General features: G+C 73.9%; 9 protein-coding genes. 1 reads left to right on the top strand and 8 read right to left on the bottom strand.

All coding sequences use genetic code 11. The annotated features are described in order from the left end of the window. Positions 1–2 precede the first annotated feature (2 nt). Positions 3–833: an SURF1 family protein gene (locus AB0G59_RS17250; RefSeq protein ID WP_360912377.1), complete on the top strand. Its 831-nt coding sequence runs from the start codon at positions 3–5 to the stop codon at positions 831–833. On the opposite strand, the gene AB0G59_RS17245 is transcribed toward AB0G59_RS17250, so the two are convergent. The 8 genes from AB0G59_RS17245 to AB0G59_RS17210 form a co-directional block, all read right to left on the bottom strand. After that, positions 769–2,562 carry a prolyl oligopeptidase family serine peptidase gene (locus AB0G59_RS17245; protein ID WP_360912493.1) on the bottom strand — a complete coding sequence of 598 codons (1,794 nt, stop codon included), beginning with the start codon at positions 2,560–2,562 and terminating at the stop codon, positions 769–771. The two genes, AB0G59_RS17250 and AB0G59_RS17245, sit on opposite strands and share 65 nt — an antisense overlap. Positions 2,563–2,623: 61 nt before the next feature. Next, positions 2,624–3,280 carry a hypothetical protein gene (locus AB0G59_RS17240; RefSeq protein ID WP_360912375.1) on the bottom strand — a complete coding sequence of 219 codons (657 nt, stop codon included), beginning with the start codon at positions 3,278–3,280 and terminating at the stop codon, positions 2,624–2,626. Then, a complete protein-coding gene (locus AB0G59_RS17235) occupies positions 3,277–4,161 on the bottom strand; it encodes an ABC transporter ATP-binding protein (protein WP_360912491.1) in 885 nt (294 codons plus the stop codon). Before AB0G59_RS17235 ends, AB0G59_RS17240 begins: the two co-directional genes overlap by 4 nt. 72 nt (positions 4,162–4,233) lie before the next feature. Then, positions 4,234–5,364 (bottom strand): alpha-hydroxy acid oxidase, encoded by a 1,131-nt coding sequence (locus AB0G59_RS17230; RefSeq protein WP_360912373.1) that lies wholly within the window; start codon positions 5,362–5,364, stop codon positions 4,234–4,236. Further along, on the bottom strand, positions 5,361–6,425 hold the full coding sequence (gene hppD / locus AB0G59_RS17225) for a 4-hydroxyphenylpyruvate dioxygenase (protein WP_360912370.1): 1,065 nt from the start codon (positions 6,423–6,425) through the stop codon (positions 5,361–5,363). The genes AB0G59_RS17230 and hppD overlap by 4 nt, the downstream gene beginning before the upstream one ends. A gap of 48 nt (positions 6,426–6,473) precedes the next feature. Then, on the bottom strand, positions 6,474–6,695 hold the full coding sequence (locus tag AB0G59_RS17220) for an MbtH family protein (protein WP_360912364.1): 222 nt from the start codon (positions 6,693–6,695) through the stop codon (positions 6,474–6,476). A 23-nt stretch (positions 6,696–6,718) separates the two neighbouring features. Then, entirely contained in the window at positions 6,719–19,552 is a 12,834-nt protein-coding gene (locus AB0G59_RS17215; protein ID WP_360912360.1) for an amino acid adenylation domain-containing protein, read from the bottom strand. A gap of 62 nt (positions 19,553–19,614) precedes the next feature. Beyond that, on the bottom strand, positions 19,615–20,844 hold the full coding sequence (locus AB0G59_RS17210) for a cytochrome P450 (protein ID WP_360912358.1): 1,230 nt from the start codon (positions 20,842–20,844) through the stop codon (positions 19,615–19,617). Between the last annotated feature and the right edge of the window lie 291 nt (positions 20,845–21,135).

The raw sequence follows: 21,135 nt of genomic DNA, 5'->3' as shown, positions 1-21,135 counted from the left end.
GTGTGTATCGGTTCCTGCTGACTCCCCGCTGGTGGGGAATCAACGTCTTCGCGGTGCTGGCCATCCCCGTGTGCCTGTTCATGGGCAGCTGGCAGCTCAGCCGCTTCGAAACGCGCGTCGACTCCCATCGCGACCAGCAGACCCAGGCCGACGCGGCCCGCACGGCCGACTCCGCGCCGCTGGCCGATCTGCTGCCCGTGAGCACCGAGACCTCCGGCCGCCGGGCCACGGCGACCGGACGCTACGACACCGGGCACCAACTGCTCGTACCCGACCGGGACCTGGACGCCCGCAAGGGCTTCTACGTCCTGACCCTGCTGCGCACCGACGCGGGCAAGGCCCTGCCCGTCGTCCGCGGCTGGCTGCCCGGCGACGCCGGCTCGAAGGACGACACCGCGAAGATCCCGGCCCCGCCGTCCGGCCGGGTCACCGTGGCCGGCGCCCTCCAGGCCTCGGAGAGCCCCTCCTCCAAGGGCGTGCGGACCTCCGGCGGGCTGCCGCAGGGACAGCTCGGCGTGATCAGCGCCGCCTCGCTGGTGAACCTCGTGCCGTACGGGGTGTACGACGCGTGGATCACCGTGAGCGAGGCGGCCGCCCCCCTGACCGCGGTGCCCGCGGCCGCCGCCCCCAACAGCGGCCTGGACCTCAAGGCCTTCCAGAACCTCGGCTACACCGGCGAGTGGTTCGTCTTCGCGGGCTTCGTCGCCTTCATGTGGGTCCGGCTCTACCGCCGCGAGGCCGAGGCCGCCAGGGACCTGGCGCTGGGCATCACGCCCGGTCCGGACGGCCCAGATGACGCTCCGCAAAAGCGATCTCCAGCCGAAGCTGCTTGATCCGCTCCTCCACCACCAGCGAGCCGTGCCCCGCGTCGTAGCGGTACACCTCGTGCGGATGCCCGCGCCGCTCCAGCCGCTCCACGTAGTTCTCCACCTGACGGATCGGGCAGCGCGGGTCGTTCATCCCGGCGGAGATGTAGACCGGCGCCCGCACCTGGTCGACGTACGTCAGCGGTGACGAGGCCGCGAACCGCTCCGGTACCTCCTCCGGGGTGCCGCCGAGCAGCGTGCGGTCCAGGGCCTTCAGCACCTCCATCTCGTCGTGGTACGCCGTGACGTAGTCGGCGACCGGCACGGCCGCGAGCCCCAGCGTCCATGCCCCGGGCTGGGTTCCCAGGCCGAGCAGCGTCAGATAGCCGCCCCACGACCCGCCGGCCAGCACCAGCCGCTGCGGGTCCGCGAGCCCCGACGCCACGGCCCACTCCCGCACCGCCCCGATGTCCTCCAGCTCGATGAGCCCGACCCGGTGCTTGAGCGCGTCCGTCCAGGCCCGCCCGTAGCCCGTGGAGCCGCGGTAGTTGACGCGCACGACCGCGAACCCGTGGTCCACCCAGGCCGCCGGCCCGGCGGCGAACGCGTCGCTGTCGTGCCACGTCGGACCGCCGTGGATGTCGAAGACCGTCGGGAACGGCCCCTGGCCCGCGGGCTTCTGCACCAGCGCGTGGACCGTGCCGCCCGGGCCGTCGACCCAGATGTCGGACACCGGCACCGAGTCCGGCGCCTGCGCTATGCCGTGGGACACCGCGGGCGCGCTCAGCACCGTGTGCCCGGCCGTGGACCGCACCACCGGAGGCTTGGCGGCCGAGGACCAGAGGAACTCCACCGTCCCGTCGGGCCGCGGCAGCGCCCCCGACACCGTCCCGGCCGGGGTCTCCAGGCGGGTCAGCCGGCCGTCCGCCAGTTCGTAGCGCCACAGCTCGCTGCGCGCCTGGTAGCTGTGGTCGACCAGCAGGGCACTGCCGTCCGGGAACCAGGCCGCGTCCAGGTCGCCCGGCAGGTCGACGGTGAGCACCGTCTCCTCGCCCGTGACGGCGTCCCACAGCATCGGCTCCCAGCGGCCGCGCCGCTGGTGGCCGACGAGCAGCCGGGAGTCCCCGTCGACGGGCGCGAACCCCATCACGGCCAGGCCCAGCTCCTCGGTGCCGCCCCGGGTGTCGTCCAGCTCGCCGACGACCGAGCCGTCGGTCGTGACGACCCGGATCGCGTAGTGCATGGCGTCGCCGTGCTCGGTGTGCTCGACGGCGATCAGAGAACCGTCGTGGGACAGGTCCCCCACGCCCGCCGACTGCTGGTGCCGGTAGATCTCCACCGGCTCGCCGCCCGGGCGCACGACGTGGACCGTCGAGCCGCCCTTGTCCGTGGACCGGCCGATGACCGCCGTGCCGTCGCGGCCCAGCGCCAGCCCGTCCGGGTACGAGGGCTCGAGGCCCGGCGCGGCGGGCTCGTCCCGCCCACCGTGGAACGGCTGGCGCACCCATACGCCGAACTCGTCGCCGTCGGTGTCGGAGAACCACCAGATCCACTCGCCGTCCGGCGACAGCTTCCCGCCCGACGTCCCGTTCGGCCGGTCCGTGACCTGCCGCTGCTCGCCCGTGGCCCGGTCCCAGGCGTACAGCTCGAAGGTCCCCGTCGCGTTGGAGGTGAACAGCGAACGGTCCGGAGCGCCCTTGGCCCACTTCGGCAGCCCCACCCGCGGCGCCCGGAAGCGCTTCTCCCAGTCAGGCATCTTGCTCTCAGTCATGCCCCCCATTCTGCGCCGCCCGGACCGCGACCCGGCGGGGCGGAGCTCACTCCTTGCGGGCGGCGACGTACTGCGCGACGGCCGTGAACGCGGCCAGGACCGCGGCGGCGATCGCGAGCATGCCGCCCGCGGGTGCCAGCAGCTCCGCCGAGTCCGACGACGTCGCCATCAGGTTGAACAGCCGGTTGACCGGCGGCATCCCCTTGGCGAAGAGCGCGCCCATCACCAGGGCGAGGGCGGCCACCAGCGCGTACCCCTGCCGCCGGAAGACCAGCCGCGAGCACAGCACACCGATGGCGATGCCCACCAGCGCGCAGGTGAGCTGCGCCTCCATGCCCAGCAGCAGGTCGACCGGCGTGACGTCGTAACTGCCCACCCACAGCGGGAAGAACAGTCCGAAGACCATCAGGGCCAGACAGCTCAGCAGAGCCGTACCGATCACCGCCAGCAGAACCTTGAGGGACCGGCCGGAACTGACGACGACGATCGCCCGCTGCGTCGCGTCGTCCAGGCTCATCAGCGCGATGGTCAGCCACGTCGAGCAGACGAACAGCGCGCCGGCGGAGGAGGCGTAGGCCGGGGGAAGCGGGCCGCTGCCGTTGACGGTCAGCACGCCCATCAGCCCCGTGAACAGGAGCACCGGGGCGAGATAGCGCTGCGTGTGCAGCACGGTGGAGAAGGTGTAGCGGATGAGCGCGATCACCGCAGGCCTCCGTTCAGGGTGGCGTCGGTCGTGCGGTCGTCGTGGGCCGTGCCCGTCACCTGCAGGACGGACCAGCCGTGCTGCAGGGCGGTGTACAGCAGGGAGTCGGTGGCCTCGCGGGCCACGGTCATCGTGACCCGCGTGGCCTGGCGGCTCACCGCCAGCACGCCGTCCAGCGCCTCCCAGGGGAGGTCCTGGGGCGCGGGTCCCGTCTGTGGGCCGGACAGGACGACGTCGGCGGCGGGCCGGTACGCGGCCGCCGCCGGCTCCGGACCGCGCAGGGAGACCCGCCCCTCGGTGACGGTGTAGGTCCGGGAGGCGCGGGCCCGGGTGACCGACTCGCGGTGGTCGGTGAACAGCACCGTGCCCCCGCCCTCGGACACCTCGGTCATGATCTCGGCCAGGACGCCGTGGGCGTCGGCGTCCAGCCCCGACCACGGCTCGTCCAGGACGAGCAACCCGGGCTCGACCAGCAGGGCCTGGGCGAGCGCGACCTTCTGCGCGTTGCCCTTCGACAGGCTCCGCAGCGGCGCCTCCTTGCCGCCCACCAGCGCCAGCCGGTCCAGCAGCCGGTGGGCCCGTGAGGAGGCCGCCGACGTGGTCAGCCCCCGGACGCGGCCCATGTGCGTCAGATACGCCACGGCCGACATGCGCTCGTTGGGGGAGAAGCGGTCGGGGACGTAGCCGATGACCGGGGGCCGCCCGGCCACCGCGCCGCGCGTCGGCCGGGACAGCCCGACCGCTATGCGCAGCAGCGTCGACTTTCCCGAACCGTTTCCGCCCGCGAACGCCACGACTTCGCCGGCGGGGGCCTCGACATCGACGTCCCTGAGAATCCAATCGCCTCTGCCGTAGCGCTTGCTCACCGCTTCAAGACGCAACAAGTGGACTCCTCGCCGGACGCGCTGATCTCCAGATGCGTGCAGGCTACAACGCCTGTTGTTCGGGCCGTGTCAACTCCGTGGCGGGAACGCATGGGTCCGCGTCCTCTCCGTGCGCAGACCGGCCGCCGCGGTGGTGTCGGCGCAGCCGGCCAGCGTCATGTTCTCGCCCAACTCGGTGCGCAGCAGGTCCAGTACCCGCTCCACGCCCTGCTCCCCGCCCGCCGCCAGGCCCCACAGGACCGGCCGGCCGAGGAGGACGCCGCGCGCGCCCAGGGCCAGTGCCTTGAGCACGTCCGTGCCGTCGCGCACCCCGCTGTCCAGCAGGACCTCGCAGTCGCCGGAGACGGCCTCGGCCACGGCGGGCAGCGCGCGGAGGCTGGGCACGGCACCGTCCAGCTGGCGGCCCCCGTGGTTGGAGACCACGATGCCGTCGGCGCCGGCGTCCACCGCCGCACGGGCGTCCCGCGGGTCCAGGATTCCCTTGACCACCAGCGGCAGCGACGTCCTGGCGCGCAGTTCCGCCAGGTCCCGCCAGGACAGGCCCGGTGCGAACGCCGCGCTGGTGTGCACGGCGAGCGCCGAGGCGCCGCCGAAGCTTTGGTGCGCCTCGGTCCCCGGGCCGGTGTCGAGGTTGGCGGCCCGCACGTGGTCCGGGAGCGCGAAGCCGTTGCGCACGTCCCGCAGCCGGCGGCCCATCACCGGCACGTCGACGGTGACCATCAGGGCCTCGCAGCCGGCGGCCTCGGCCCGGGCGACGAGTTCGTGGTTCTTGCCCCGGTCGCGCAGGCAGTACAGCTGGAACCAGGTGGTCGCTCCGGTGGCGGCGATGTCCTCCATCCGGTGGCTGCTCAGGGTGCTCACGACGTAGGGGATGCCCGCCGTGCGCGCCGCCCGCGCGGCGGCGAGCTCGCCGTCCTCGTGGAACAGGCGCTGGTACGCCATGGGGGCGACGGCGACGGGCATGGCGGCGTCGCTGCCGAGCAGCTTGGCGCCGGTGTCGGCGGCGGTGACACCGGTGAGCACCCGGGGCACGAGCGCGACGTCGGCGAAGGCGGCGCGGTTCGCGGCGAGCACCGCCTCCGTACCGCTGCCGCCCTCGGCGAAGTCCCGGACGGCGGGCTCAAGCACGGCCTCGGCGGCCGCCCGGACATCGTCCAGGCACACCGCCGTCATGGCCGGGTTCGCCTCGGCGGCGGTCATCCCAGCTGCTCCGCTTCGACCGCTTCGTACAGGGCCTTGATGTTGCCGCTGCCGAAGGTCGTGGCCCCGGCGCGCTCGATGACCTCGAAGAAGAGCGTTTTGCGGGGGTGCACCGACCTGGTGAAGATCTGGAAGAGCTGCCCCGCGTAGTCCTCGTCGGCCAGGATGTTCAGGGCGGCGAGTTCGTCGGTGGAGTGCCGGACCAGCCGCAGGCGGTCGCCCAGCATCCGGTAGTAGGCGGCGGGGGTGTTCAGGAACTCCACGCCCCGGGCGTGCATCGTGCCCACCGAGCGCACGACGTCCTCGGTCCGGAAGGCGATGTGCTGGACGCCCGCGCCGCCGTGGTTCTTGACGAAGTGGTCGATCTGCCCGGGCTCCCGGGAGGTGTCGGGCTCGATGAGGGTGAGCGTCACGGTGCCGGAGGGGTTCTGCACCACCTCCGAGTCCATCGCCTGCGCACCGACGACGATCTTCTCCGTGAAGGTGTTGCGGAAGCCCAGGACCTCTTCGTAGAACGCGACGGCGGGCCGGAGCCCGCCGGGCTCGAGGCACACCGCGAAGTGGTCGATCTCCAGCAGCCCGGTCGGTGCGGCGGGCTCCTGGCCGTGCGCCGGCACGAACCCCGGGAGCCGGTCCTGCGGGATCCCCTCCCGACGCTGCACGAAGGTGTGCAGCACGTCGCCGAAGGCCCGCACCGAGGCCGTGATCACGCCCTCGTGCTCGACCGGCTCCGCGACGGGCACCGCGCCGCGGTGGACGGCCCCGGCGAAGGCGGCCGCGGCGTCGGCCACCGTCAGGGCGATGTCGGCGACGCCCTCGCCGTGCTGCCGCGTGTACACGGCGGCGGGGTGGTCCTCGGCCGAGGCCTCGGTGAGCACCAGGCGTATCCGCTCACGGCCGACCGCGGCCGAACGCGCCCCGTCCCGCGCCGCGGCCGTGGCGTACACCTCGAAGCCGTAGGTGCGCGCGAGCTCGCCCACCTTCGCGTCGAGGTCCTCGACGTACAGCGTCACATGGTCGATGGACAGTTCTTGGAAGTCGGTCTTCGGTCGTGCGTTCACAGCCGCGTTCTCCTGAGTGCCTTTTCGTTCCCCGCCGGTGCGCGTGCGCTACGCCGCGTCGGCGTCCATCGCCGTGACCAGGCTGGTGGGGCGCATGTCCGTCCAGTGCTCGCCCACGTAGTCCAGGCACGACTGGCGGCTGTCCTTGCCGAACACCGCTGTCCAGCCGGCCGGTACCTCGGCGAAGGCCGGCCAGAGGGAGTGCTGTCCCTCGTCGTTGCGCAGCACGAAGTAGCTGCCGTTCTCGTCGTCGAAGGGGTTGGTCGCCATGTGTTCTCCGTGTCCTTTCGTGATCACGAGCCGTCGGCCCGCGGTTCCCGGTCGTCCGCCAGGCGGGCGCCGGCCATCTTCCGGGCCAGTACCGGGCCGATGTCGGCCAGCGGCCCGGGCCGGGTCATCTCCTCGTGGCCGCAGGCCACGCGGTGTCGTTCCACCTGTCCGCCGACGTGCGGCAGCCACAGCCGGGTCGTCAGCGTCGAGGTGGCGTCCTGTTCGGCGGCGAAGTGCACGAGGTCGCCCTCGAAGACGCCCGGGGTGAACGCGCGCGCCGCCCGGGTGTTGCCGAGGTAGACCGAGACGAGCCTGTCCGCCGTCGCGTCGTCGAGGTCGTGCCCGCCGGCCTGGCCGCGGACCGCCTCGGCGACCTCCGCCCGGTCCGGCGCCGGCACGACCGTGCCCACCAGCGGGTAGGCGTCCAGGACGGCCAGCAGCGCGACCTCGGCGCCCGCGGCCCGCAGGCGCACGGCCATCTCGTGGGCGATCAGGCCGCCGACCGACCAGCCGACGAGGTGGTACGGGCCGTCCGGCTGCACCTCGCGGATCCGGTCCACGTACAGCGCGGCCGTCTCCTCGACCGTGGCGGGAAGGTCCCGCGGGTCCGACAGGCCCGGTGACTGCAGCGCGTACAGCGGGTGCCGGTCGGGGATGTGCCGGGCGAGCCCGGCGAACGACCAGCCCACGCCGCCGGCCGCGGGGACGCAGAACAGCGCCGGCCCCCCGGTCCCGCGCCGCAGCGGCAGCAACCCGTCAAAGGCGCCGGCCCCGTCGACCGTGTCCCGGCCGGGGCCGGCCTCCAGCCGTTCGGCGAGCTCGGCGACCGTCGGGGCCTCGAACAGGGCGCGCAGCCCGATCTCGACGCCGAGCGCCTCGTGCAGCCGGCCGATGAGTCCGGCCGCCAGCAGCGAGTGGCCGCCCAGGGCGAAGAAGCCGTCGTCGATCCCGACTTCGGGCACGCCGAGCGCCTCCGCGAACAGCTCGCACAGCAGTTCCTCGCGCGCAGTGCGCGGCCCGCGGCCGGACGGCGCGGCGAACCCCGGGGCAGGCAGCGCCTTGCGGTCGAGCTTGCCGTTGGGCGTGAGCGGGAACCGCTCCAGCGGTACGACGACCGCCGGCACCATGTGACCGGGCAGCGCCGCGGCGACGTGCCGGCGCAGCGCCCCGGCGTCCACCGTGCGCCCGGCGCCGGGCACGACGTAGCCGGTCAGCGTCCGTCCGCCGCGCCCGTCGTCGTAGAGGGCCACGGCGGCCTGAGTCACGTCCGGGTGCGCGAGGAGCACCGCCTCGATCTCGCCCGGCTCCACGCGGAAGCCGCGCACCGAGAGCTGGTGGTCCGCGCGCCCGGCGAAGTGCAGCCGGCCGTCCCGGTCCCAGTGCACGAGGTCGCCCGTGCGGTACATGCGGGCCCCCGCCGGGCCGTGCGGGTCGGCCACGAACCGCCCGGCGGTCAGCCCCGGCCGCCCCGCGTACCCGCGGGCCAGACCGGGCCCGCCGACGTACAGTTCGCCGGTCACGCCCGGCGGCACGGGGCGCAGCCGGTCGTCCAGGACGTAGGCGCGGGCCCCGTCCAGGGGCCGGCCGATCGACGGTGCGTCGGCGCCGGAGAGCGGCTCGCTCATCGTGGCGCAGACGGTGGCCTCGGTCGGCCCGTAGGCGTTGACGAGCCGGCGGCCCGTTCCCCACCGGCCCACCGCGTCCCGGGGCAGCGCGTCGCCCGCCGTGATCAGCGTGGTCACGGACGCCAGCGCGTGGGGGGGCAGCAGCGGCAGGGCGACGGGCGGCAGCGTCACATGGGTGATCGCGTGCCGGGTGAGCACCTCGGCCAGCGGCCGGCCCGGGGTCAGCTCGTCCTTGTCGGCCAGCACCAGTTCCGCGCCGGAGAGCAGCGCCATGCACACCTCGGAGAAGGCCGCGTCGAAGCTCGGGGACGCGAACTGCAGCACGCGGTCCCCCGGCCGGACCCGGAACCGCTCGATCTGCCGGGCCGCAAGGTTCGCCGTGCCGGAGTGGGTGACGAGCACGCCGTTGGGGCGTCCGGTGGAGCCCGAGGTGTAGATGAGGTACGCCGGGTGGTCCCGCAGCAGGGGCGCGGTCCGGTCGGCGTCCACCGGGTCGGTGGACGGCGCGGCGGCGATCCGGGCGGCGGCCTGCGGGCTGTCCACCGTCAGGACGGCGGTGTGCTCGGGCAGTTCTCCCGCGAGCTCGTCGTGGATCTCCCGGAGGGTGAGCACCAGGGCCGGGCGGGCGTCGCCGAGCATGGTCCGGATCCGCTCGGCGGGGTAGCCGGGGTCGACCGGAAGGTAGGCGGCGCCCGACTTGAGCACCGCGAGCAGGGCGGTGATCTGCTCGGCCGAGCGGGGCAGCGCGAGCGCCACCACGCTCTCCGGCCCGAGGCCGAGGCCGATCAGCGTGTGCGCCAGCCGGTTCGCCCGCCGGTTCAGCTCCGCGTACGACACGGTCGTCGCGCCGGAGCGCAGCGCCACGGCGTCCGGGGAGCCCGCCGCCCGGCTCTGGAACAGCTCAGTGACGGTGCCCTCCGGCACGCGCGCCCCCGTTCCGCTCCAGCCGGCGACGGCCCGCTGCTCGTCCGGCAGCAGTACGTCCGCGGCGCTGATCGGCTTGTGCGGGGCGGCGGAGAGGTCCTCCAGGAGTCGTGCCAGGCGGGCCACGATCCCCGTCGCGGTGGCCTCGTCGAAGAGGTCGGCGCTGTAGCGCAGCTCGATGCCGATGCCGGCGGGCTCCGTCGCGTCGTCGAAGGCCTCGCCGAAGGTGAACTCCAGGTCGAACTTGGCGACGCCCGGGTCCACGCCCGCCTCGGCCATGGTCAGGCCGGTCAGGTCGGCGCGCGGCGGCCGGTAGTTGCGCATCGTCGCCAGCACCTGGAACAGCGGGTGCCGGGACATGCTGCGCTCGGGGTTGAGCGCCTCCACCAGCCGCTCGAACGGCACGTCCTGGTGGGCGTAGGCCGCCAGCGCGGTCTGCCGCACCCGCCGGACGAGGTCGCCGAACGCGGGGTCGCCGGAGGTGTCGGTGCGCAGCACCAGGGTGTTGACGAAGAAGCCGACGAGGTCGTCGAGCGCCTCGTCGTCGCGTCCGGCGACGGGGGTGCCGACGGGGATGTCGGTGCCCGCGCCGAGCCGGGTGAGCAGGGCGGCGAGCCCCGCCTGCAGCACCATGAAGGGGGTGGCGCCGCTCTCCCGGGCCAGCTCGCGCAGCCGGCGGTGCAGGCGCGCGTCCAGGTCCGCCGTCACCGTGCCGCCGCGGTGGCCGGCCACCGCCGGGCGCGGCCGGTCGGCCGGCAGCGCCAGCTCCTGCGGCATCCCGGCCAGGGCCGCGCGCCAGTAGGCCAGCTGGCGGGCGCCGAGGCCCTGCGGGTCGTCCTCCTCGCCCAGCACCTCGCGCTGCCACAGGGTGTAGTCGGCGTACTGGACGGGCAGCGGACGCCAGTCGGGGGCCGCGCCGGAGCGCCGCGCCCGGTAGGCCGTCGCGAGCTCCCGGGCCAGCGGGGCGAGCGAGGTGCCGTCGCACGCGATGTGGTGCAGCACCAGCAGGAGCACGTGCTCGGTGGGGCCGAGCCGGAACACGGTGGCCCGCAGCGGGAGGTCGCGGGTCAGGTCGAAGCCGCGCCCCGCCGCCTCGGCGAGCGCGCCGGGCAGCCGGTCCTCGGCGGTGTCGACCAGGGCCGTCCGGGGTGCGGCCCCGGCGGCCTCCCGCACCAGCTGGTGGGGGACCCCGCGGACCTCCGGGTAGAGAGTGCGCAGCGTCTCGTGCCGGCCGACCACGTCGGCCAGGGCGGCCCGCAGCGCCTCCAGGTCGAGGTCTCCGGTCAGCCGCAGCGCCATCGGCACGTTGTAGGTCGCGCCCGTGCCGTCCAGCCGGTTCAGCAGCCACAGCCGCTGCTGGGCGTACGAGAGCGGGATCCGCTCCGGCCGTTCGGCCCGGCCCAGGGGCGCGCGGGCCGCACCGGCCCCGGCGAGCCGCTCGGCGAGCCCGGCGGGCGTGGGCGTCTCGAAGACGGCCCGCAGGGCCAGTTCGGCGCCGAAGGCCGTACGGACGGCGTTGACCAGCCGGGTGGCCAGCAGGCTGTGTCCGCCGTGGTCGAAGAAGCTGTCGTCGGGGCCGACGGAGGGCACGCCGAGGACGTCCGCGAAGAGCGCGCACATGAGCTCTTCCGCAGGGGTGCGCGGGGCGCGTGCCGTCTCGGACGCCTGGAAGTCGGGTGCGGGCAGGGCTTTTCTGTCGAGCTTGCCGTTGGCGTTGACGGGGAGGGTGTCCAGGACCACGGTCGCGGCCGGTGCCATGTAGTCGGGCAGCGTGGCGGTGATGTGGCGGGTCAGTTCCTCGTGCGAGGGATGGGTGCCCGCCGCCGTGGTGACGTAGGCGACGAGTTTGTGATCGCCGGCGGGGGTGGTGTGGGTGGTGACGGTGGCGTGGGTGATGTCGGGGTGCCGGGAGAGAACGCTCTCGATCTCCCCGAGCTCGATACGGAACCCACGGATCTTGACCTGGTGGTCGGCCCGGCCCAGGTAGTGCAGCACGCCGCTCTCGTCCCAGCGGGCCAGGTCACCTGTGCGGTACATCCGCGAGCCCGCCGGACCGTGCGGATCGGCCACGAAGTGACGGGCGGTCAGGCCCGGTCGGCCCAGGTAGCCGTCGGCGACCTTGGGACCGGCAAGGTACAGCTCGCCGGCGACCCCGGCCGGGACCGGGAGCAGCCGGGAGTCGAGGACGTAGGCGCGGGTGCCGGACAGCGGCTGCCCGATGGGCGGTGCGCACACCTGGCCGGGGGCGGTCTCGTACCAGCCGGTGGCGTAGACGGTGGATTCGGTCGGCCCGTACAGGTTGGCTATCCGCACCCCGGGGGCCTGGTGCCGCAGCCTGCGCACCAGCTGCTCGGGCAGTGCCTCGCCCGCGAGCGCGATCTGGTCGCAGTCCAGGGGCGTGCCGGCCTCCAGCAGGGCCGAGAAGACCGAGGGCACACCGCTGATCAGCGACCCGGACCACGGCCGTTCGGCCAGTGCCAGCAGGTCGGGCACCACCTCGATGCTGCCACCGGCCAGCAGGGGCGCGAAGATCTCGAACACCGACACGTCGAAGGAGAGCGACGTCGACGCCAGGACCCTCGCCAGGTCCCGTTCGCCGAAGCGCTCCACGGCCCAGGACAGGAACACCGACATGGACCGGCGGGAGACCACCACGCCCTTCGGCTTCCCCGTCGACCCCGACGTGTAGATCACGTAGGCGGGGGAGGCGGCCGTGGCCGGCCCCTGGGAGGCGAGCGGCGCATCGGGCAGTCCCGCGAGCTCCGCGACGGTCCGCGCGTCGTCCAGGACGAGGACCGGCGTCCCGGCGGCGGGCAGGCGGTCGGCGACCGACCGCTCCGTCAGCACCAGGCCCGGGGCGGCGTCGGCCAGCATGAACGCGATACGGTCCGCCGGGTATCCCGGGTCGACCGGCACGTAGCCCGCGCCGGCCTTCAGCACCGCCCATACGGCCACGACCATCTCGGCGGACCGCGGCACCGCCACGGCCACCAGGTCGCCCGGGCGCACTCCGCGCGAACGCAGGAGCCGCGCCAGCCTGTCGGCCCGGCCGTTCAGCTCCGTGAAGGACAGCGTGACGTCGCCGCAGACCACCGCCGTGGCCCGCGGCGAGCGCGCGGCCCGCGCCTCGAACGCCGTCACCACGTCCACGGCGGTCTCCGGGCCGGCCGTGCCGCCCCACACCTCGACGATCCGCTCCCGCTCGTCCCGCGAGAGGACGTCGACGGCACCGAGGGGCAGGTGCGGGTCGGCGGCGACGGCTTCCAGCAGGCGGACGAGCCTGCGCGTCATCAGGGCGACCGTGTCCCGGTCGAAGAGGTCGGCGCTGTAGGCGACCTGCCCGGCGATGCCGGCCGGGGCGCCGCGTTCCTCGAAGCGCTCGCCCAGCTGGAAGTCGAGGTCGAACTTCACCGAGGTGGACTCGACGTCGGGCACGCTCACCCGCAGCCCGGGCAGGCGCAGTTCGGGCTCCGCCGTGTTCCGCAGCGCGAGCATGACCTGGAAGAGGGGGTGCCGGCCCAGGGAACGGGCCGGGTTGAGCACCTCGACCAGCCGCTCGAAGGGCACGTCGGGGTTGCCGTAGGCCGCCAGGTCCGCTTCGGCCACGCGGCCGACGAGCCCGGCGAAGTCCGGGTCCCCGGAGGTGTCGGTGCGCAGCACCAGGGTGTTGACGAAGAAGCCGACGAGGTCGTCGAGGGCCTTGTCGTCCCGGCCGGCGATCGGGGTGCCGATGGGGATGTCCGTACCGGCGCCGAGCTTGGTCAGCAGGGCGGCGAGGCCGGCCTGCAGCACCATGAACAGGCTCGCGCCGTGCTCCCGCGCCAGGCGGGAGAGGCGGTCGTGGAGGACGGGAGCGATCTCGAAGGGCACCGCCCCGCCGCGGTAGCTGAATTCCGCCGGCCGGGGCCGGTCCGTGAGCAGGGCCAGCTCCTCGGGCAGCCCGGCGAGGGCCTCGCGCCAGTGGGCCAGCTGTCCGGAGATCCGGCTGTCCGGGTCCTGTTCGTTGCCGAGCACCTCGCGCTGCCACAGGGCGTAGTCGGGGTACTGGACGGCCAGCGGCGTGAAGTCCGGTGCGCGGTTCTCGGCGCGGGCGGCGTAGGCCGTGGCGACGTCGCCCGCGAGCGGTGCCATGGACCAGCCGTCGCCCGCGATGTGGTGCAGCACGACCAGGAGGATGTGCTCGTCCGGTGCCGTCGCGAACAGGGTCGCGCGCAGGGGGAGTTCGGCGGTGAGGTCGAAGCCGCGCCGGCATGCCTCGGCCAGGGCGCGGTGCGCGTCCTTCTCGTCGACCTCGACCACGTCGAGGCCGACCGTGACGGCGGACGGGTCGTGCACGAGCTGGCTCGGCTCGTCCCCGGCCTCGGGGAACGTGCTGCGCAGGCTCTCGTGCCGGGCCACCACGTCTTGCAGCGCGGCGGTCAAGGCCCGCCGGTCCAGTGCGCCGGACAGGCGCAGCGCCACGGGGATGTTGTAGGCGCCGCTCGGTTCCCCGAGGCGGTTGAGGAACCACAGGCGTCGCTGGGCGTACGACAGCGGCACCACGTCCGGCCGGTCCACCGGGACCAGCGGGGGCCGGCCGTGGCCGGCGTCGCCCAGGCGCTGGGCCAGCTCCGCGACGGTCGGGGCCTCGAAGACCGCGCGCACGGTCAGCTCGACGCCCAGGGCGGCGCGGACGGCGTTGACCAGGCGGATCGCCAGCAGCGAGTGGCCGCCCAGCTCGAAGAAGCCGTCGTCGATCCCGACGCCGGGCACTCCCAGCACCTCGGCGAACAGGCCGCAGAGGGTCTCCTCCCGCGGTGTGCGGGGGGCGCCGCCGCGTACTTCACCGATCAGGTCCGGCATCGGCAGCAGGGCGCGGTCGAGCTTGCCGTTCTCGGTGACGGGCAGGGAGTCGAGCACCACGAACGCGGCGGGGATCATGTAGTCGGGCAGCCACTCGCGCAGGTGGTCGCGCAGGGAGGCGTTCAACTGCCCGGACTCGCGGAAGGCGACCGGGTCGTTGGTGAGGCCGCCCGCGTACGTCTTGTCGTCGTCACCGGCGGCGTGCGTGGACAGGGGGTCGGACGCGGAGGCGGCCGAGGCGGCCACGAACAGCGCGTCCAGCCGGCCGTCGGCGTCGCCCTCGGTCCAGGTCAGTACGGTCCGGTAGCCGAGTTCCGTGCCCAGCGCGACGAGGTCCTCGGGGTCCACTCCGCGGGCGCCGTCGTAGGCCTCCCGTACGCGGGCGAGGTCCTCGCCCGCCACCAGGGACCGGGCGGCCGCCGCCTCGGCGGCGGTGCGGGCGTTCGGCACGCCCGTCACCCGGACGCTCTCCGGCCGGTCGCGGTCGAGTCGGGCCCGCAGCGCGGGCAGGCCCGCGACGTCGTCGGCCCAGCTCCACACGGGTCCCGCGGCGAAGGCGACCAGGTCCTCGGGCCGCTTGCGGTGCAGGACGACGTCGTAGCGGTACCGGCTGAGCTCGTTGTGGTGCCGGCCGCTCTTGACCCGGACGTCCACGCCGCCCACCTGGGGGTTGCCGGCGCTCAGGCGGTGGAAGAAGGCGGGCGCGACGAGGAGTTCCTTCTCCTTCAGCACGCGCCGGTCGACGTCCCGGCGCAGCGCGTCCGCGCTCTCGGGGTCCGGTGTGCGCGCGAGGGCGACCGCCGTGTGGAAGCCGCGCAGGAGCGTGAGGTTGCGTACGTCGCCGATGAACACCGCGCCGCCGGGGACGACCAGGTCGACGGCCTTGGCCAGCACGGACTCCAGGTAGCCGGCGTGCGGGAAGTACTGGGTGACCGAGTTGATCACGACGGTGTCGAAGTGGCCCTCGGGGAGGCCGTCGAAGTCGTCGGCGGCCTGGACGCGCAGTTCGACGCGGTCCTCGAGCGCGGGGTGGCGGCCGAGCTCGTCCCGGAGCGAGGCGATCGCCTCGGCGGAGAAGTCGGTCGCCCAGTAGGACTCGCAGTCCCCGGCGAGCCGGCTCAGGATGAGCCCGCTGCCGACGCCGATCTCCAGGACGCGGCGGGGGCGCAGCGCACGGACGCGCTCCACGATGGACTCGCGCCACTCGTGCATCTGCTCCAGGGGGAGCGGTTCGCCGTCGTAGCTGCTGTCCCAGCCGGAGAAGTCCTCGCCGAACCCGGCGTCGGAGGTGCGGCCGTACATGCCGTCGTAGATCTGCTGCCACTCGGTGACCTGCTCGCGGGTGCCCGTCTCGAGGCGGTCGGTCAGCCGCTGCCAGTCGGCGACCACATAGCCGACGAGCTGCGTCTCGCCCCGGTGGTCGGGGCGGGCGAGCACCTCGGCCTCGCGGACGTCCGGGTGCTTGGCGACGGCCGCGGCGATCTCGCCCGGCTCGATGCGGAAGCCGCGGATCTTGACCTGGTGGTCGGCGCGTCCGGCGAACTCCAGCTGCCAGTCGGCGTTCCAGCGTGCCAGGTCCCCGGTGCGGTACATCCGGGCCCCGGGCGGGCCGAAGGGGTCGGCGACGAACTGTTCGGCGGTGCGGCCGGGGAGGTTGAGGTAGCCGCGGGCGAGGCCGGCGCCGGCGAGGTAGACCTCTCCCGTCACGCCCTGGGGCACCGGCCGCAGGTGCGCGTCCAGGACGTAGGTCCGGGTGTCGGCGAGCGGGCGCCCGATCGGCACGGCCGCGCCGGCGGTGTAGGGGGCGCGCACCTCGTGCTGGGTCGCGCAGAGGGTGGCCTCGGTGGGCCCGTACAGCTGACGGACGACCGCGCCGGGGGCGTGTTCGAGGACGCGCTGCACCGCGACCGGCGAGACGACGTCGCCGCCGGTGAGGACTTCCCGCACGCCCGCGAGGGCGCCGGGCGCGTCCTCGGCGAGCACCCGGAAGAGGCCCGCGGTGAAGTGCACCGCGGTGATCTGCTCCTGCCGGATCAGGCGGGTGAGCGCGGCGGTGTCCAGGCGGCCGGGCGGGGCGAGCACGACCAGCCCGCCGGCCAGGAGGGTCACCCACAGCTCGTAGTCGGAGATGTCGAAGGCGTACGGCGCGTGCAGCAGGACGCGCTCGTGGTGTCCGGTGTCCCAGCACGGGTCGCAGGCCAGCGCGAGGAGCTCGCGGTGCGCGACGGCCACGCCCTTGGGGGTGCCCGTGGAGCCGGAGGTGTACATGATGTAGGCGAGCTGGTCCGGGTGGACCGGCACCGCCGGGTCGTGGGAGGGCTCGTGGGCCAGGGCGGGGTCGTCGTCGAGGACGACCACCGTCGCGTCGTGCTCGAAGCCGCGCGCGAGCATGGCCCGGTCGGTGAGCAGCACGCTCGACCCGGTGTCGGCCATGACCCACTCGAGCCGCTCGGCGGGGAACGCCTCGTGCAGCGGTACGTAGGCGCCGCCGGCCTTGAGCACGGCGAGGACGGCCACCGCCAGCTCCGGCGAGCGCTCCAGGAACACGGCGACCCGGGTCTCCGGGCCGACGCCGAGCCCGATGAGGCGGTGGGCCAGCCGGTTGGCCTGCTCGTCCAGCTCGCGGCGGGTCAGCTCGCGGTCGCCCGCGCGGACGGCGGGGGCGTCGGGTCCGGCGGCGGTGACCTGGGCGAGCCGCCGGTGCACGGTGGTGGTGGGACGGCCCCGCTCGCTCCAGGTGCCCAGCAGCCGCTCGCGCTCCTCGGCGGCCAGGACGTCGATGGCGCCGAGGTGCTGGCGGGGGTCGCGGGCGACGGAGGCGAGCAGCCGGGTGAACCGCTGTGCCATTGCCGCGGCGGTGTCCCGGTCGAAGAGGTCGGTGCTGAACTCCAGGACGCCGGTGACCCCGCCCGGGGTGTGCCCGGCGCCGAAGGTCTCCGTGATGTTGAACGCCAGGTCGAACTTGGCGGGCCGCAGGGCGTCCGGCTCCACCGCCACGCCCAGGCCGGGGAGCGTCAGCTGGGCCTCGGCGTTGTTCTGCAGCGCGAGGAAGACCTGGAACAGGGGGTGCTGGGAGAGCGAGCGCACCGGGTTGAGCAGCTCCACCAGCCGCTCGAAGGGCACGTCCTGGTGGCTGTAGGCCGCCAGGGCGGTCTCGCGGACCCGCCGCAGCAGGTCGCTGAAGCGCGGGTCGCCGGAGGTGTCGGTGCGCAGCACGAGGGTGTTGACGAAGAAGCCGACCTGCTCGTCGAGCGCGGCGTCCGTGCGGCCCGAGATGGGGCTGCCGACGGGGATGTCGGTGCCCGCGCCCAGCCGGGTGCACAAGGTGGCGACGGCGGCCTGGAGCACCATGAACAGGCTGACGTTGTGGCGCTGGGCGAGGTCGAGGAGGCGTGCGTGCAGCGCGGCGTCGAGCTCGATGTCCACGGTGTCGCCGCGGAAGCTGAGCTTGCGCGGCCGCGGCCGGTCGGTGGGCAGGGCCAGCTGCTCGGGCAGAGCGCGCAGCGTGCGGCGCCAGAAGTCGGTCTGGGCGCTCAGGGCGCTGTCCGGGTCGTCCTCGTGGCCCAGCACCTCGCGCTGCCACAGTGTGTAGTCCGCGTACTGGACGGGCAGCGGCGCCCAGTCGGGGCTCGCTCCGCCGAGCCGGGCCGCGTAGGCGGTCCCCAGGTCGCGGGCGAGCGGTGCCATGGACCAGCCGTCGCCGGCGATGTGGTGCAGGACCAGCAGCAGGACGTGTTCGTCGGGGCCGAGCGGGAAGAGGTGGGCCCGCAGGGGGAGTTCGGTGGTGAGGTCGAAGCCGAGCGCCGAGGCGGCCGCGAGGGCTTCGGGGAGCCCGTCCTCGGTCGTGGGCGTGACGGTCAGCGTGGGGCGGGCGGTGGCGGTGTCGAGGATCCGCTGACGGGGTTCGCCGCCGGCCTCGGGATAGACGGTGCGCAGCGATTCGTGCCGGGCCGCCAGGTCGGCCAGGGCCGCGTCGAGCGCGGCGCGGTCGAGGCGGCCGGTGAGCCGCAGCGTCGCCTGGATGTTGTAGGCGGCCCCGCCGTCCTCCATCCGGTTGAGGAACCACAGGCGCCGCTGGCCGTGGGAGAGGGGGAGCTCGGCGGGCCGGTCGGCGGGGGCGAGGGCCGGGCGGGCCCGGTCGCCGCCGGCGAGGCGGGCCGCGAGCTCCTGGACGGTGGGCGCCTCGAAGACGGTGCGCACCGGGAGCTCGACCCCGAGCCGGGAGCGGATGCCGTTGGTCAGACGGGTGGCCAGCAGCGAATGGCCGCCCGTGTCGAAGAAGTTGTCGTCGACGCCGACGGTGGGCACCCCGAGCACCTCGGCGAACAGGCCGCACAGGATCTCCTCCTGCGGCGTGCGCGGTCCGCGGCCGGTGGTCGTGGCGGCGAAGTCGGGGGCGGGCAGGGCCCTGCGGTCGAGCTTGCCGTTGGGGGTCAGGGGCAGCGCGTCCATCGAGACGATCGCGGCCGGCACCATGTACGAGGGGAGCCGTTCGGCGAGGTGGGCGCGGAGCACGGCCGGATCGGCCGCGTCCGGGCCGGGCACCACGTAGGCGACCAGCCGCTTCTCGCCGGCCGGGTCCTCGTGCACCACGACGGCGGCCCGGTGGACGGACGGGTGCCCGTTCAAGGCGCCCTCGATCTCGCCGAGTTCGATGCGGAAGCCGCGGATCTTGACCTGGTGGTCGACCCGGTCGAGGAATTCCAGCTGTCCGTCGCAGCGGCGGCGCACGAGGTCGCCGGTGCGGTACATCCGGGCGCCCGCCGGGCCGTAGGGGTCGGCCACGAAGCGCTGGGCGGTGAGCCCGGGCCGGTTCAGGTAGCCGCGGGCGACGCCGGAACCGGAGAGGTAGAGCTCGCCCGCCACGCCGTCGGGCACCGGCCGCAGGCCGCCGTCGAGCACGTACGCACGGGTGTTGGCGAGCGGCAGGCCGATGGGCGGCCGTCCGGCGTCCTCCTCGCCCAGGGGTGCCGCGGTGGACCAGATCGTCGTCTCGGTCGGCCCGTAGACGTTGGTGACCTCCCGCGCGGACGCCCGCAGCGCGCGCGAGAGCGGCTCGGGCAGCGCCTCGCCGCCGACCAGGACCCTGAGCTGTTCGGCGTCCTCGGGGTGCCCGGCGGCCAGCAGGCTCTGCCACAGCGCGGGGGTCGCCTGCATCACGGTGGCGCCCGAGGCGGAGATGAGCTTGCCCAGGGCGTACGGGTCCCCGCTCGCCTCCTTCGGCGCGAGCACGAGCCGCCCGCCGCTGACGAGCGGCAGGAGCAGCTCGAGGTTGGCGATGTCGAAGCCGAACGTCGTCACCGCCAGCAGGCGGTCCCCGGGCCCGAAGGAGAGCCGGTCCCGGAAGTCCGAGAGCAGGTTGACGAGGTTCTCGCCGGTGACGACGGTTCCCTTGGGCGCCCCGGTGGACCCGGAGGTGTAGATGACGTAGGCGGGACGGGCGCTATTGCTCTGCTCGAGCGGCATTCTTCAAATCCTCGTCGCGATGCGTGCGATGCGCTGCTTGCTCAGCCGGGCGGTTCGCTGGTTCAGCGGCGGGTGAAAAGGGTGGCGGGCAGCCGCACGGGGCCCAGCACACCAATCGACTCGTGGAACTCCACGGAACTGTCCCGGGCGATTTCCACGCGCTCGGAGCGGCACAGCAGCGTTTCCATGGCGATACGGGTTTCCAGCCTGGCCAGTGGTGCGCCCAGGCAGTAGTGGATTCCCTTTCCGAACGCAAGGTGACGTCCGGAATTACGGCGGATGTCGAATGTGTCGGGATTTTCGAAACGCAGGGGGTCGCGATGTGCCGAGGCCAGCCACACACAGACCATGGAACCGGCGGGGATGGTGCGTCCGCCCAGTTCCGCATCGCATGTGGTGAGGCGCTGGTCGCGGACCAGCGGCGGCCGCCAGCGCAGTACTTCCTCGATCGCCCCGGGCAGGAGTTCCGGATCCCGGCGTACTTCGGCCAGCGCGGCGGGGTGCTCGTCGAGCGCCATCACGGTATTTGCGGTCAATACGGATGCGGGCAGATATCCGGCGATCAGGAACATGCCGATGACGCCGACGATCTCCTCGTCGTCCAGCATCTGGCCGTCGACCTCGGCCGTCGCGAGCCTGCTCGTGAGGTCGTCCTGGGGCCGGGCGCGCCGCTCGCGGATGTGGTGCACCAGGTACTCGCTCGCCCGCCGCACGAGGTCGGCCACGTTCTGCATGGCGGCCTCGTCGGCGACGCTCAGCTCTCCCGCGGGGCGCGAACCCAGCAGGGCTTTGGCCCACTCCGAGATCATCGGGTGGTCGTCCTCGGGGATGCCGAACAGCTCCGCGATGACGATCGCGCTCAGCGGTCCGGCGAACTCGCCGACCAGGTCTATGGGGGCCGCGGGGCCGCGCTCCTCGACGACGGCGTCCAGGAGCCGCTCGGCGATCAGTGCGATGCGGGGCTCCAGCGCCGCGGTGACCCGCGGCGAGAAGGCCTGGCTGACGATGGCGCGCAGCTGGGTGTGGTCCGGCGGGTCGATCCCGACGAAGTTGCCCCGGGCCGCGCGCGCCAGCTGGCGCTGCTCCTCGGGGATGAAGTGGTTCATGTCGCTGGAGAAGGTCCGGAAGTCGCCCAGGACCTGCACCGCCTCGTCGTGGCGGAAGACCTCCCAGACGCCCGGCTCCCGGCTCTCGCCGACCGCCTCGACCTCGCGCCGGCCGCCCAGATACGCGAAGAATTCTTCGATGCGCCTGTCGAATGGCAGGCGGGTCAGTGCCGCGAAATCGGTCAACGGAATCCCCCAGAATGCGCGCGCAAAACCGGCGCCATTAATGGCGGCGCGAAAAGGGATATCCCAAGCTGAAGCACCCCCCGGTACGCCCCGCCCGAACTTGTAGCCTTCAGCAATGACGGAACGTCCGGGACGCTACCTTGATCATTTTGCGGCTGTCAAGGAGGTGATCGACTGCTTGTCGGCGGCCGCCGCGGGAAGGGGGCGGTGACCGGCGGGTGCGCCGCCGGCCGGGGCGCGGGTGATCGTCGTCACAGGGAAAGGGGGCGGCAAAATTCCTTCTGGCGCGCG

It is taken from the genome of Streptomyces sp. NPDC021096 (assembly GCF_040641275.1).
GTDB lineage: Bacteria > Actinomycetota > Actinomycetes > Streptomycetales > Streptomycetaceae > Streptomyces.
The sequence above is the reverse complement of the archived record's forward strand: the minus strand, read 5'-3'. Positions and strand labels throughout refer to the sequence as shown.